Annotated in this window: 10 protein-coding genes and 1 tRNA gene; 4 read left to right on the top strand and 7 right to left on the bottom strand. The window is 63.8% G+C overall.

The window, feature by feature from the left end; genetic code table 11:
* Positions 1-152: 152 nt before the first annotated feature.
* Together BM118_RS20525 and BM118_RS20530 are read right to left on the bottom strand one after the other, a co-directional pair.
* The gene (locus tag BM118_RS20525) at positions 153-935 is read right to left on the bottom strand and encodes an SDR family oxidoreductase (protein WP_092187298.1); all 783 of its coding nucleotides are present in this window, start codon (positions 933-935) and stop codon (positions 153-155) included.
* 201 nt (positions 936-1136) lie between these two features.
* Entirely contained in the window at positions 1137-1649 is a 513-nt protein-coding gene (locus BM118_RS20530; protein WP_092187299.1) for a CvpA family protein, read from the bottom strand.
* Between the two features lie 121 nt (positions 1650-1770).
* On the opposite strand from BM118_RS20530, the gene BM118_RS20535 reads away from it, so the two are divergent.
* Entirely contained in the window at positions 1771-2532 is a 762-nt protein-coding gene (locus BM118_RS20535; protein ID WP_092187577.1) for an SDR family oxidoreductase, read from the top strand.
* Between the two features lie 156 nt (positions 2533-2688).
* Here BM118_RS20535 and BM118_RS20540 read toward each other — a convergent pair whose 3' ends face one another.
* Together BM118_RS20540 and BM118_RS20545 are read right to left on the bottom strand one after the other, a co-directional pair.
* On the bottom strand, positions 2689-4281 hold the full coding sequence (locus BM118_RS20540; RefSeq protein ID WP_092187300.1) for a GMC family oxidoreductase: 1593 nt from the start codon (positions 4279-4281) through the stop codon (positions 2689-2691).
* Between the two features lie 144 nt (positions 4282-4425).
* A complete protein-coding gene (locus tag BM118_RS20545; protein WP_177234499.1) occupies positions 4426-5895 on the bottom strand; it encodes a coniferyl aldehyde dehydrogenase in 1470 nt (489 codons plus the stop codon).
* A 311-nt stretch (positions 5896-6206) separates the two neighbouring features.
* Between BM118_RS20545 and BM118_RS20550 the strand changes: the two genes are divergently transcribed.
* Positions 6207-6283 (top strand) — tRNA-Met (locus BM118_RS20550).
* Positions 6284-6403: 120 nt separating this feature from the next.
* On the opposite strand, the gene BM118_RS20555 is transcribed toward BM118_RS20550, so the two are convergent.
* The gene (locus BM118_RS20555; protein ID WP_092187302.1) at positions 6404-6715 is read right to left on the bottom strand and encodes an ArsR/SmtB family transcription factor; all 312 of its coding nucleotides are present in this window, start codon (positions 6713-6715) and stop codon (positions 6404-6406) included.
* A 95-nt stretch (positions 6716-6810) separates the two neighbouring features.
* Between BM118_RS20555 and BM118_RS20560 the strand changes: the two genes are divergently transcribed.
* On the top strand, positions 6811-7563 hold the full coding sequence (locus BM118_RS20560; protein ID WP_092187303.1) for an SDR family NAD(P)-dependent oxidoreductase: 753 nt from the start codon (positions 6811-6813) through the stop codon (positions 7561-7563).
* Between the two features lie 116 nt (positions 7564-7679).
* Here BM118_RS20560 and BM118_RS20565 read toward each other — a convergent pair whose 3' ends face one another.
* Together BM118_RS20565 and BM118_RS20570 are read right to left on the bottom strand one after the other, a co-directional pair.
* Positions 7680-8717 carry a thermonuclease family protein gene (locus BM118_RS20565; protein ID WP_092187304.1) on the bottom strand — a complete coding sequence of 346 codons (1038 nt, stop codon included), beginning with the start codon at positions 8715-8717 and terminating at the stop codon, positions 7680-7682.
* A gap of 249 nt (positions 8718-8966) precedes the next feature.
* Positions 8967-9461 (bottom strand): hypothetical protein, encoded by a 495-nt coding sequence (locus tag BM118_RS20570; RefSeq protein WP_441299760.1) that lies wholly within the window; start codon positions 9459-9461, stop codon positions 8967-8969.
* Positions 9462-9747: 286 nt separating this feature from the next.
* Here BM118_RS20570 and BM118_RS20575 point away from each other — a divergent pair, with 286 nt between their 5' ends.
* Positions 9748-12804: an ATP-binding protein gene (locus tag BM118_RS20575; protein ID WP_092187578.1), complete on the top strand. Its 3057-nt coding sequence runs from the start codon at positions 9748-9750 to the stop codon at positions 12802-12804.
* Positions 12805-12835 lie beyond the last annotated feature (31 nt).

Consider the following 12835-nt stretch of genomic DNA (forward strand, 5'->3'; position numbering starts at 1 on the left):
TTACCTGGCCGAACGTGGATGCCCGGGACCCGGCTTCGCCAAAAGGCTTCGCCGGGCTACTCGGTGGTGGGCCGGCGAAGCTTTAGCGAAGACGGCAAGCCCGGGCATGACGATCTTCTGCGGATGACGTTGTTGCGGAGGCGATGGGGGGCTTACAGCGTGCCCGGGAACGCGCCGCCGTCGAGCAGGATGTTCTGCCCGGTGATGAAGCCGGCCTTGGCGCCGCACAGGAAGGCGCAGGCATAGCCGAACTCGTCGGGCTGGCCGAAGCGGCCGGCGGGGTTGAGCTTGGCGCGCTCGGTCAGGATCTGCTCCGGCGTGACGCCGCGCTTGTCGGCCTCGGCCTTCGCGGTGCCGGTCAGGCGATCGGTCTCGAACGGGCCCGGCAGCAGGCCGTTGATGGTGACGTTGTTGATCACGGTCTTGCGCGATAGGCCGGCGATGAAGCCGGTGAGGCCGGCGCGCGCGCCGTTGGACAGGCCGAGGATGTCGATCGGCGCCTTCACCGCGGCCGAGGTGATGTTGACGATGCGGCCGAACTTGCGCGCCATCATGCCGTCGACGGTCGCCTTGATCAGCTCGATCGGGGTCAGCATGTTGGCGTCGATCGCCTTGATCCAGTCGTCGCGGGTCCAGTTGCGGAAATCGCCGGGCGGCGGGCCGCCGGCATTGTTGATCAGGATGTCGGGCTCCGGGCAGGCCTTCAGTACGGCCTCGCGGCCCGCCGGCGTCGTGATGTCGCCGACGATCTCGGTGACCGTGACGGCCGGATAGAGTTTGCGGATGTCGTCGGCGGTCTTCTTCAGGGCTTCGGCGCCGCGCGCGGTCAGCGTGACGTGAACACCGGCTTCGGCCAGCGAGACGGCGCAGGCGCGGCCGAGGCCCTTGCTGGATGCGCAGACGATGGCGCGGCGACCTTTGATCCCAAGATCCACAGTTTAACTCCCGTAATGTCAGGCAGGTTTTGGATGGGCGGCACTCTAGCCAACTGTGGTGCCGCTGATAAGGGACCGGCTCGCACCAAAATGCATGCGCATCCGCGCGGCGATGCAAATGTGCAGGCATGATCCGGAAAAGTGGGTGGCGGTTTTCCGAAAAGATCATGCCCAAACGACAAGGCGCGATCTTATCGCGCTTCAGATCCGCCGCTCCTGTTTGAGGCGGTCGATCGCAGCGGCGGCCTCCGGCGGCAATGTCTTGAAGCCCATCTGCCCGACCGCCGAGAACAGCGGCCGCAGACGCGAGTCGGCGAGGAAGGGCGGCTGGCGGTTGGCCGGCACGATCTGGTCGAACACCAGCACCAGCGTGGTGGCGACGAGGCCGACCCTGACGGCGCCGAGCGCGGCGCCGCCGAGGCGGTCGCCGATCCCGGCCTCGCCGATGGTGTCGTTCAGCGCGATACGGCCGATATGGCCGAACAACATGCCGACCACCACGAAGATGCCGAAGAACCAGACCCAGTTCTGGAGCAGCGGCGAATTCGGATTGCTGGTGATCTGCGGCGCGATCAGCGGCATCAGCGCGACCGCGATGGGCGCGGCGAGCAGATAGGCGAGGATGGTCATGGCGCTGCGCAGCAGGCCGGTCCTGAATCCGAAGCCGATGGCGATGGCGAGCGCCGCATAGACCGCGAGATCGAAACTGTTCATGAGCAAGGCCCTGCACCGGTGGAACGAATGAACGCCGAACCGATCATTCCAGTTTCAGATCGCTAAAATCGTCTGTATTTTTGGCTCCAGAAGCTCAGGGGTCATGTCCAAGGACATCGTCATGTCAGGCCTATTCGACGTCAGTAAAGAAACCATCCTTGTCACCGGTGCCAGCCAGGGGCTGGGGCGGCAGTTTGCCCGGGTGCTGGCGGCGCATGGCGCGGCCGTCGCGCTTGCGGCACGGCAAACGGACAAGTTGAAGAATCTGGAACAGGAGATCCGCGGCAACGGCGGCCGCGCCGCCGCCGTCGCGCTCGACGTCACCGACACCGCATCCATCGCGAAGGCCGTCGATGCGACGGAGGCCGCGCTCGGTCCCGTCACGGTGCTGATCAACAATGCCGGCATCGCCATCGAGAAGCTTGCGACCGAGCAGACCGAGGCCGATTGGGACGCGGTGATCGGCGCCAATCTCAAGGGCGCCTATTTCCTCGCGACGGAAGTCGCGCGGCGCATGATCGCGCGCAAGCAGGAAGGCAACATCGTCAACATCGCCTCCGTGCTCGGCACCGGCGTCTTGAAAGCGGTGTCGCCCTACGCGATCTCCAAGGCCGGCATCATCCAGGCGACGAAAGCGATGGCGCTGGAGCTCGCGGGGCAGAACATCCGCATCAACGCGCTGGCGCCCGGCTATATCGACACGGAAATGAACCACGCCTTCTGGTCGACGCCGGCGGGCGAGCGTTTGGCAAAACGCATCCCCCAGCGCCGCGTCGGCGCCGAGTCCGATCTCGACGGCGCAATCCTGCTGCTGGCCTCGAAGGCCTCGCGCTACATGACGGGGAGCGTGGTGACCGTGGATGGCGGGTTCTTGTTGAATTGATTGTGTCTTCGCCTCTCCCCGCTTGCGGGGAGAGGCCGGAATTTGCGCAGCAAATTCCGGGTGAGGGGGAGTCTCCGCAAGTTCAATTGTCACCGTCCTCGTGGAGACTCCCCCTCACCCCGACCCTCTCCCCGCAAGCGGGGAGAGGGAGAAGAGTCACCGCATCTCCCCCCGGATCATATCCGCCGCCTTCTCCCCGATCATGATCGTCGGCGCGTTCGTGTTGCCGCCGATCAGCGTCGGCATGATCGAGGCGTCGACGACGCGCAAGGCCTCGATGCCGTGCACCTTCAATTGCGGATCGACCACGGCCATCGCGTCCGCGCCCATCTTGCAGGTGCCGACGGGGTGATAGACGGTGTCGACGCGATTGCGCAGGATGGCGCGAATATCGTCGTCCGTTCTCACGTCGGACGTGAACATGTCCTTTTTCTGCAACGCGCGCATCGCAGGCGTCTCCATCAGCCGTCGCGTGGTCTTAAAGCCCGCGACCATCGTCTCGAGATCCTCCGCCTCGCCCAAAAAATTCGGATCGATCATGGGTGCTGCGAGCGGATCGGCGCTCTTCAGCCAGACGCTGCCGCGGCTCTTCGGTCGCAACAGGCAGACATGGCATGAGAAGCCCGCTTCCTTATGCTTCTTGCGGCCGTGGTCGTCGAGCATCGCGATGATGAAGTGCAGTTGAATGTCCGGCACGTCGAGGTGGGCTTGCGTCTTCAGGAAGCCGCCACACTCGGCGAAATTGGTGGTCATCAGGCCGCGTCGCTCGCGGCGGTACCGCTGGATCGCGCGCAGGAGGGATGGCAGCCGGCCGAGTGACGAGTGAACGAAGTGCGGATAGTCGGAGGCGTAGACGAACACGAAATCCGGATGGTCCTGCAGATTGCGCCCGACGCCCGGCAGGTGATGCACGACGCCGATGCCGTGCGCGGCAAGCGCATCGCCGTCGCCGACGCCCGATAGCATCAGCAACTGCGGTGACTGGAAGGCGCCGGCGGCGAGGATCACCTCGCGGCGGGCGCGCAGCTGCTTCAGCTCCTTGCCCTGCCGGTACTCGACGCCCACTGCGCGCCTGCCTTCGAACAAGATGCGCGTGGCATGCGCCTGCGTCTCGACGCGCAGATTCGCGCGTTTGTCCATGTGGGGATCCACATAGGCACGCGCCGCGCTCCAGCGCTCGCCATTGCGCTGCGTCACCTGGTAGCTGCCGAGCCCTTCATGGTCCTCGGCATTGAAGTCCTCGCGGATGCGGAACTGCGCCTCGCGCGCAGCCTGATGGAAGACGTCATGGATCGGATTGTCCGAGCGCAGCTTGTTGACATGCAGCGGACCGCCCTTGCCATGATATTCGCCGTCGAAATCGGCGTTGTTCTCCGAGCGCTTGAAGTAGGGCAGCACATCCGCATACGACCAGCCGGAATTGCCGAGCGCGGCCCAGTGGTCGTAGTCCCATTTGTTGCCGCGGATGTAGACCATCGCGTTGATCGCCGAAGAACCGCCGAGGCCCTTGCCGCGCGGTTGATAGCCGATGCGGCCGTTCAATCCCTTCTGCGGCACAGTATCGAAGGCCCAGTTGGCCGCGCGGTATGGCAAGGCGAGCCCGAATGGCGTGGTGATCCGCCAATTGTCGTTCCGTCCGCCCGCATCGAGCAGCGCCACGGACGTCGCCGCATCCTCCGACAGCCGCCCCGCTACCGCGCAGCCGCCGGAGCCCGCGCCCACGACGACGAAATCGAATGTGTCAGTCACTGTTGTTTCCCCCTTTGAGAGTCTTCTTGTTGGTCGTCATTCCGGGGCGCGACGAAGTCGCGAGCCCGGAATCCATCCCACCACCATTGATGCGGACAAATGGATTCCGGGCTCGCGCTGCGCGCGCCCCGGAATGACGGATAGCTACGACATGAACCGCATCAACTTCTCCAGCCGCGCGATCTTGCCGCCATAGGGCGGGTAGAGGTCGGCGAGGCGGTTGAATTTCGAGCGGTAGAACACCGGCTTCAGCTTGCTGAACGTCTTGAAGCCCCACTCGCCGTGATAGGCGCCGCTGCCGGATGCGCCGACGCCGCCCATCGGCTGGTTGATTTGCGCGAAGTGAAACAGGCAGTCGTTGACGGTGACGCCGCCGGAGACGGTGCGCGACAGCACCGCGTCGCGCGCATCGCGGTCCTTGCCGAACCAGTACAGCGCGAGCGGCCGGTCGCGGCGGTTGACGAAGGCGATCGCATCTGCCGGCTCGCGATAGCCCAGCACCGGCAGCACCGGCCCAAAGATCTCCTCCTGCATGACCGCCATGTCTTCGGTGGCACTGAGGATCAGCGTCGGCGGGAATTTGCGGTGCGCCTTCCAGTTGGGATCGTCGGCCTTTGCCGGTTGCAGGATCTTTGCGCCGCGCTGGGCGGCATCGGCGACGAGTTCCTCCAGCCGCGCGTAGTGCCGGTCGGAGATGACGGAGGTGTAGTCCTTGTTCGAGGGATCGGTGCCGAACATGCGCCGCATCTGCGCGCGTACCTTCTCGGCGAAGGCCTGCAACGAGTGCTCCGGCACCAGCACGTAATCCGGCGCGATGCAGGTCTGCCCGGCATTGAGCAGCTTGCCGTAGGCGATGCGCTCGGCCGCCTCCTCGAGATCGGCGGAGGCGTCGATGATCGCTGGTGACTTGCCGCCGAGCTCGAGCGTGACAGGCGTGAGATTGCGTCCCGCGGCCTCCGCGACCAGCCGCCCGACCCGGGTCGAGCCGGTGAACACCAGATGATCGAAGGGAAGCGACGCAAAGGCCTTGGCGATCTCGTCCTCGACGCCGGTGACGAGCAGTTCGGTCGGATCGAACCTCTCCGCAACCGTCTCTTTCAGCAGCGCCGAGAAGTGGGGGACCAGCTCGCTCGGCTTGATGATGACCAGGTTGCCGGCGGCGATGGCGCCGATCGCGGGCGCGAGCGTCAGCTGGAGCGGATAATTCCAGGGCGCGATGATGCCGACGACGCCGAGCGGCTGCGGCATCAGCCGGTTGCGCGCGGGCAGGAATTGCAGCGCGGTGGCGATGCGCTGCGGCGCCATCCAGCTCTTCAGGTGCTTCGTGGCATGCCGGATCTCGCTGTAGACCATCATGGTCTCGGCGATGGTGGTCTCGACCGCCGAGCGGTGGCCGAAATCGGCCGAGATCGCCAGCCGGAAGCGCTCCTCATTGTCGGCGACGACGGCGCGCAATCGCGCCAGCCGGTCGAGCCGCCCGGCCAGATCAGCGGCCGGCTCGGCCCGCGACCGCGCGACCATGGCGTGGAAGGCGTCTTCGAGGCCCCGGAGCGGGGCGCTCGTCAGGGATCGGTCCAAAGATCGGTCGAAGATCTGGTCCCTGATCTGGCCCATGGCGTTCCTCCCCAAAATGGCGTTTCGCCTTTGGTTTTGTTGCCGCAAGCTGGTCCTTTGCGGAACTTCTGGCAAGAGTGCGGCTGGCGGGCCGGAATCCGGTCCATCTGCCTGTCATAAAGTCGAAAAAAACGTCCCCGCAGCCCTTTCCAAAGGCAGCCCGGGTTGGTACATACCCCCCGCACCCGACGGGCTTTGCCCCGGGGTTGTCTTCCAAGGAAGCCTTTGGGACGGACGAAGCAAGCCACGCGAACAGCGTCGGCCTTACCTCATCGTCCCCGGCATTTTGACGAAGGCGCGCAACGGTTTAACGCGGGGTGGAGCAGCCCGGTAGCTCGTCAGGCTCATAACCTGAAGGTCATAGGTTCAAATCCTATCCCCGCAACCAAATTCGGACTTCACCGGTTCCGATACGAAAATGGCCCGCATCAAGCGGGCCATTTTTGTTTGACCAGCGCTCCGTGTGGAAACATCGGCCATACCTTGAGCAAGCGCGATCGAAATGTCCTCAGTCCGGAAAGCTCAGGATCATTTTCAACAGTTTCGGAAACCGCGCGTTGATGTCCTCCTCGCGCAGGACGTTGCGGTGCTGGACGCCTTGCTTTGACGTCCGGATCAGGCCGGCCTCCCGCAGAATGCGAAAATGGTTCGACAGGGTCGACTTCGCCATATCAGGGCAAGGCGCAGCCTCGGTGCACGACATGCAATCCTTCTGCGCGGCCAGACTCTTGACGATACGCAGCCGCATGGGATCGGCGAGGGCGCCGAGCACTCCGGCCAGCGTAATCTCATCCCGCGCCGGGTGAACGAACTGCACCATGCCCAAAATATAGCATGCCCCTTGAATTCATTCAATAGTTTAATAGTATTGAACTATTGAATATCGGCATCCCGCCGAACAACGGAAGACATGCGATGACCAAGAGACTCGAAGGCAAAGTTGCGCTCGTGACCGGCGCATCCAAAGGCATTGGTGCCGAAATCTCCGCCCGGCTTGCGGCTGAGGGTGCGGCGGTTGCCGTCAATTACAGCTCCAGCAAGCAGGCCGCCGACCGCGTGGTCGCCGCCATCATCGCCAAGGGGGGTAAAGCCGTCGCGGTCCATGGCAACCTCGCCGACGCCAAGGACGTGAAGAGCGTCGTCGCGGAGACCGTCAAGGCGTTCGGTGCGATCGACATCCTCGTCAACAACGCGGGCGTCTACGAATTCGCGCCGCTCGAGGCCATCACGCCCGAGCATTTCCACAGGCATTTCGACCTCAACGTGCTCGGCCTTCTCCTGGTCTCGGGTGAAGCGTCGAAGCACTTCAACGCCAACGGCGGAAGCATCATCAACATCAGCTCCGGCGTATCGACGATCGCGCCGGCAAACACCGCCGTCTACACCGCGACGAAGGCATCGGTGGATGCGATTTCTGCCGTGCTGGCGAAGGAGCTGGCGCCGCGCAAGATCCGCGTCAACGCCGTCAATCCGGGCATGATCGCCACCGAAGGCGTCGTGTCGGCCGGCCTGCACGAGGGCGACATGCGCAACTGGATCGAATCCGCCACCCCGCTTGGCCGCATCGGCAAGGTCGAGGAGATCGCTGCCGCGGTGGCCTTCTTCGCATCGGACGAGGCGTCCTACGTCACCGGCGAGACACTTCACGTCACCGGCGGCCTTCGCTAACAAGTAGGTGCTCTGGCGGCGCGACGTCGCTGAAGGCCAAGTTCGGACGTCGCAGCTTCTGATGAGTAAATGGCCCGCATGATGCGGGCCATTTTTGTTTTGGCGACAGGCGAGCGTCAGAAATGGAGGATGGGTTTGTTGTCCGCCCCAACCAGGCTCGACGGCGCCTCGCCGAACACCAGCCCCTCCGGCTGAAACTTGATCGTCTTCCCGCCCTCGACGAACTCCGCGAAATTCCGCGGCGTGGCCGAGTGCACGCCGTTGGTCAGGAAGTCGTCGATCTCATAGCAGGTGTCCGGCTTGCCGCCGGAGCCTTCGCCCAGGAACTTCTGGAAATTCTGGCTGGTCACCTTCGCCTTCTTGCGCGCCGACCAGTTGGTGTAGCGGCGGTAGAGCTTTGGCATGATCACCGGGCCCTTGTCGGTCGCGAGCACGTCGGTCTCGTTCCTTTTTGGCTCGCGCAGGTCGAAGTCGAACGCGGGAATGGTCCTGGCGAGATGTTTCCAGACCAGCAGCTTCTTCGTTCGCGCGGTTTTGGCGAGGGCGAGGAAGGCCTTGATCTCGTCGTCGTTCATCGAGGAGTAGAACGTCGGATAGGCAAAGCCCTGCTCGACCAGCCAGTGGTTGATGTCGACCGTCCGGTTCGCGACCGTCACCTCGATGTCGCCGACCAGCCGTCCATAAGTGTCGAACACCTCGTTCGGCGCATCGACATGGGTGAACACCCGGCAGGCCAGCGTCGGTCCGCCGCCACGGCTGAGGAAATCATGCAGCGCCTTGCTCGACGTCGCGCCGAGGAATTGCCGGTAGGGGTGCGTGACCTCGTGATAGGCCTGCCGCTTGGCATCCGTCAGGCCCTTCTTCTCGGCGGGCGACAGCGGCGACGGCTGGTAGTGCAGCTCCGGCGCGTCGATGCCCTGGAGGCGAACGGTCAGCTTGCCGTTCTTGATCGGCGCCGTGTTGGTTCGGCCCTTGACCTTGGCGTTGTCGAAGACATGGGTCGGCTGGAATGGCGAGGTGTCGTTCTTGCGAAAGCGGATCGCATCGGGCGCGACGGCCACCACGACCTTGGTGGTGTCAGCATCCGACCGGCCCTCCGGCCAGAACTGGCTGACCTCGATGGTGCCTTCGACCTCCAGCAGTCCCACGGGCATCGGCCGCTCCTGTCAACGGGCGCGACGGTCGCCTCAAGCAGGCGACTCGCGCGCGCAGCTGGAAGGAGCAGATCATCTTCGTGCGACAGGCCCATGACGGGGCGCGGCCGCGAGGGTGCGAGACAGTGCGGCGCGGCCTTCGAGCCGAGCGGGCGAGGGCATGATTGGTTCGTCGTGCAACGTATGCTGTGGTGACGACGGACCATCTTCGATTGGTGCGAAAACGACCGCGCCTGGTCCCGCCCGGAATCAGGATCTGTACGGACAGACCATCGTCAGGTGGAGCAGCGTCGGCGCCTGGTCCTCACCGTTGTCGTACTCCCACTCCAGCCGGATTTCGTGCCGGTCGGCATAGGCGTCGCTCGCTGCGTGGGTGATGATGTTCGTCTTCATCGGGATCGGCGGCTCGGAATTGAAGCATTTCCGCACGCAGGCATCGAGCAGCGCGCATCGCGTCAGCGGGATCACGCCAGACTCGTCCTTGGACAGCGGGACCGTATTCAGCTGCGTGGTGAGGTCGACGCGAGCCCGTCCCTTCTCCTTGTGCCAGTACGCCGCGCTCCCGTCCGGCCATTTGTCTGCGGGCGTCAAGATCAGATGGTACTGGCCGTACTCCAGGGTCGGCAGGTGGATGTCCGGCGACGCCTTGAGGATGTCCACGCTCCTCTTCATGTTTTCCAGAGGGAAATAATTGTCGTTCATCAAATCTTTGAATGAAGCCCCGGTGTAAGTTCTCGACCCCATCGCCTTTTCCCTCAATATGTCCTTGGCTTTGCGAAAATACATACAGCTCCACGACGCCGGTTAGTTTTGCCAACCTGGCCTCGCCGGAATATATGCCCCATCTTTGCTGGGATTTGCGTACGCTACCACTCAGGACTGTGTTTCGTCCAGATCGCCAACCGCACCGTGCCCCGCTAAACGGCGATGGGCAAGTCCGATTGCTAAGCGGTTCTTGATTGGTATTCTTACCACGAGTTGCTCGCGGGCGCTGGACGACAGCGACGCCGCGATCCTTGAAGGCGCAGGAATGCATTGCTTCGCGTGTCAGTCGGCGATTGATCCCGACGATAGCTGGTGCTCCAAGTGTGGGGCGGCGGTACGTCGGCGTGCTGATCCCGACAGCGAGCGGCGGTTTGTGACAATTCTCCGAGCCGACGTCATCGACTCCACAGGGCTTGTTGCCGAACTGGAGCCGGAGGAAGCCGTCTCACGCCTGGAGCCTGCGCTGGCGGCCATGAGGGGCGCGGTACGCCAGTTTGGCGGCATCGTCAGCAAGGAGTTGGGGGACGGCTTGGCCGCGGTCTTTGGTGCCCCGATCGCCGACGACAACCATGCGCCGCTGGCCTGCCATGCGGCCATCGAGCTTGTCCGGCGTGTTGGCCGTCTTGGCGATCCCGGACTTCAGGTTCGGGTCGGCCTCCATTCGGGGCACGTCGTCGCCTATATGGTCGCCAGCGAGTTTTCCAAGGTCTACGAGATCGGAGGAGCCGCTCAGCATCTTGCCGCGCGGCTGGAGGCAGCGGCCGAGGCCAATCAGATCTACGTGTCGGAAGCCTGCCAGAAACTCGCGGATGGACATGTCCGATTCGAATCCTTGGGTCTCAAGGTGCTGCGCGGATTCAACGAGCCGCTGCCGGTCTACCGTGTCGTCGGAGCGAGCGACCTTTCAAGCTGGCGGGTGCGACGAGCCCGGAGCGTTTCGCGGTTTGTCGATCGCACGACCGAGCGGGCCCTGTTGGGACGTGCCGCGGAGAGGTCTAGTGCAAGCCGGCAGACGGTCCTTCTGATCGGCGATGCAGGCATCGGAAAATCGCGGCTCGCGCATGAGTTCGCCCAGGAGCTCAAGGCCGATGGCTGGCGGTTGATTGACGCCGAGTGCAGCCCGAACCTTCAGGGCGTGCCGTTCAGCGCGCTCAAGCGCACTATACTTTCGATCTCCGAAGTTACCGCCAGAGATTCGGATAGTCTGGTCGACATCCGAAAGGAGTTGCAGGCAATCCATCAGCTCGCGATCGATTCCATATTGGATATTCCGGTCGTGGATCCTCGCTGGAGTGAGTTGGAGCCTTACGCACGCGCGCGTGCCATTTCCGATGCAAGTTGCGCCATCGTTCAAAGCTTGGCCTTTCAACAGCGTACGGTTCTTCTCATCGAGGACCTGCACTGGATCGACCGAGCCAGCGATGCGGTTGTTGCTGCAATCGCGTCGTTACAGAGTCCCAACCTGATAGTTTTTCTCACGAGCAGGCCGAACGGCATGCCCGAGTGGATCGCGCGCTGCCATGCGGAAGTGATTGCAATGCGCCCCCTGGATGACGATTCGGGATTGGCCATGTTGGCCGATATGCTCGGACCGTCGGCGACGAACACCGATTTGAAGAACCGTATCATCTCTCACACGGCCAACGTTCCCCTGTTTCTCGAGGAAGTCTGCCGTGGACTGAAAGATAGTGGCACGCTTCGCGGTCAGTGGGGTGACCTTGCGCTCGTTCGACCCATTGACGAGCTCGGCATCCCCACCAGCATTCAGGGGGTGATTGCGGCGCGGCTCGATCGTGTCTCAAGGCAGGAGCGCTCGGTTCTCCAAATAGCGGCGGCGCTGGGGCCGCGCTCAAGCGTGATGATGCTGCGGAACGTCGCCGCGCTGCCCGAAGACGTTCTCCAGGATTGCCTTGGAGCGCTCGACCGAGCCGAGCTCCTCGTCAGGATCGATAGTGAACTTGAGGACTCGATCGAGTTCCAGCACGAGATGGTCCGCCAAGTGACCTACGAGTCGATGGTCGAAAAGGTGCGCGAAAATATACATGCGCGAATTCTTGCGGCCTTCGAAAGCGACGAGACATGGAGCGACGGTCCTGACACGCTTTGCTACCACGCAATGCGCGCGAAGGATTGGCTGAAAGCGTTCGGGTACGGGAGGGGGGCCGCGCAGAAATGTCTTGTGCGCTCGGCATATGCCGATGCGGTCGACTATTTCGGGATCGCGATGAGTTCGCTCGACAAAACGCCGATGACTCCTTCGCGGGAGGCAGATGCAATTGACCTCCGGATGGAGGCGCGAATGGCATTCATCTGGTCCGGTCAGGTTGCCGAGTGGATCGATCTCGGAAAAGAGGCCGAACGCAGGTCTAGTGAAATTGACGACATCGGAAGAAAGGTCGCCGCCATGACCGTCATGGCGGGCGGACAGAATTTCTACGGAACGCCAACTGAAGCGGTTGCGCTCGGCCAGGAGGTCGTTGGCCTCGCCGAGAAGTCAGGCAACCCCGGTTGGCGCAACCTTGCACAATACAATCTGGGACAGGCCTATTTTCTCGCCGGTCGATATCGCGAAGCGGAGCAGACGTTGGCGCGAGGCCGCGCTAATCTCATGGGGCCGGAGGCAAGCGCGCCCTTCGGAACGCCTCCAAAATACACACTCCTCCTCTGCTGCATGATGAAGAGCTTCACCCACACCGTGATGGGCGAGCTCGATGCGGCCGAACAGCTCCAGCAGCAGGCCGCCGCGATCGCGGAGGAGACGGGCCGTCCCTATGACCGCGTTGCCGCCGCCTCTAGCGGCGGGTGGCTGAAGCTGGGGCGGAACGATCCGGCGGCGGCCGCGGCCATCCTCGAGGACGGCTTCGTCCTCGCGCAGAAGCACGGCATCCGGCTGTTCGTGCCGGTGCTCGCCTGTCATCTCGGCATCGCCTATCTCGAGCAGGGGCTGTTCGACCGGGCGCGCGGCATGCTCGGCGAGGCGCGCGAGGAGGCGAAGGCGGTCGGCTACACCTCGGCGGTGCTGCGCAGCTCGATCTACCTGGCGCTGGCCACCTCCCGGCTCGGCGACGTCCAGGCCGCGCAGAACATGCTGCGCGAGGCGCGCAACACCGCCCGGCAGCAGGGGTTTGCCGGCCTCGAGGCCGAGGCCCTGTTCGGCGAAGCCGTGGTGACGCCGCCCGCGGGCGAAGCGAACAAGGCCGCGATCCTTGCCGCCCTCCGTGCGGCGATCGCGATCGCCTCCGACAGCGGCGCGCTGCCGCTGAAGCAGAAGGCGGAGGCGATGCTGAACGAGATGCTCGCCCGGGGCGGCGAGCTCACCTGATCTGGCCGGTCAATCCGCTTGGCGTGCGATC

This window comes from Bradyrhizobium sp. cf659, assembly GCF_900113725.1.
GTDB lineage: Bacteria > Pseudomonadota > Alphaproteobacteria > Rhizobiales > Xanthobacteraceae > Bradyrhizobium.

What these genes read in the sequence shown, in the direction of transcription:
- BM118_RS20530 (WP_092187299.1), bottom strand. Translation starts at nt 1,649, where the DNA reads ATGAACAGTTTCGATCTCGCGGTCTATGCGGCGCTCGCCATCGCCATC.
- BM118_RS20535 (WP_092187577.1), top strand. Translation starts at nt 1,771, where the DNA reads ATGTCAGGCCTATTCGACGTCAGTAAAGAAACCATCCTTGTCACCGGT.
- BM118_RS20545 (WP_177234499.1), bottom strand. Translation starts at nt 5,895, where the DNA reads ATGGGCCAGATCAGGGACCAGATCTTCGACCGATCTTTGGACCGATCC.
- BM118_RS20555 (WP_092187302.1), bottom strand. Translation starts at nt 6,715, where the DNA reads ATGGTGCAGTTCGTTCACCCGGCGCGGGATGAGATTACGCTGGCCGGA.
- BM118_RS20560 (WP_092187303.1), top strand. Translation starts at nt 6,811, where the DNA reads ATGACCAAGAGACTCGAAGGCAAAGTTGCGCTCGTGACCGGCGCATCC.
- BM118_RS20565 (WP_092187304.1), bottom strand. Translation starts at nt 8,717, where the DNA reads ATGCCCGTGGGACTGCTGGAGGTCGAAGGCACCATCGAGGTCAGCCAG.
- BM118_RS20570 (WP_441299760.1), bottom strand. Translation starts at nt 9,461, where the DNA reads ATGGGGTCGAGAACTTACACCGGGGCTTCATTCAAAGATTTGATGAAC.
- BM118_RS20575 (WP_092187578.1), top strand. Translation starts at nt 9,748, where the DNA reads ATGCATTGCTTCGCGTGTCAGTCGGCGATTGATCCCGACGATAGCTGG.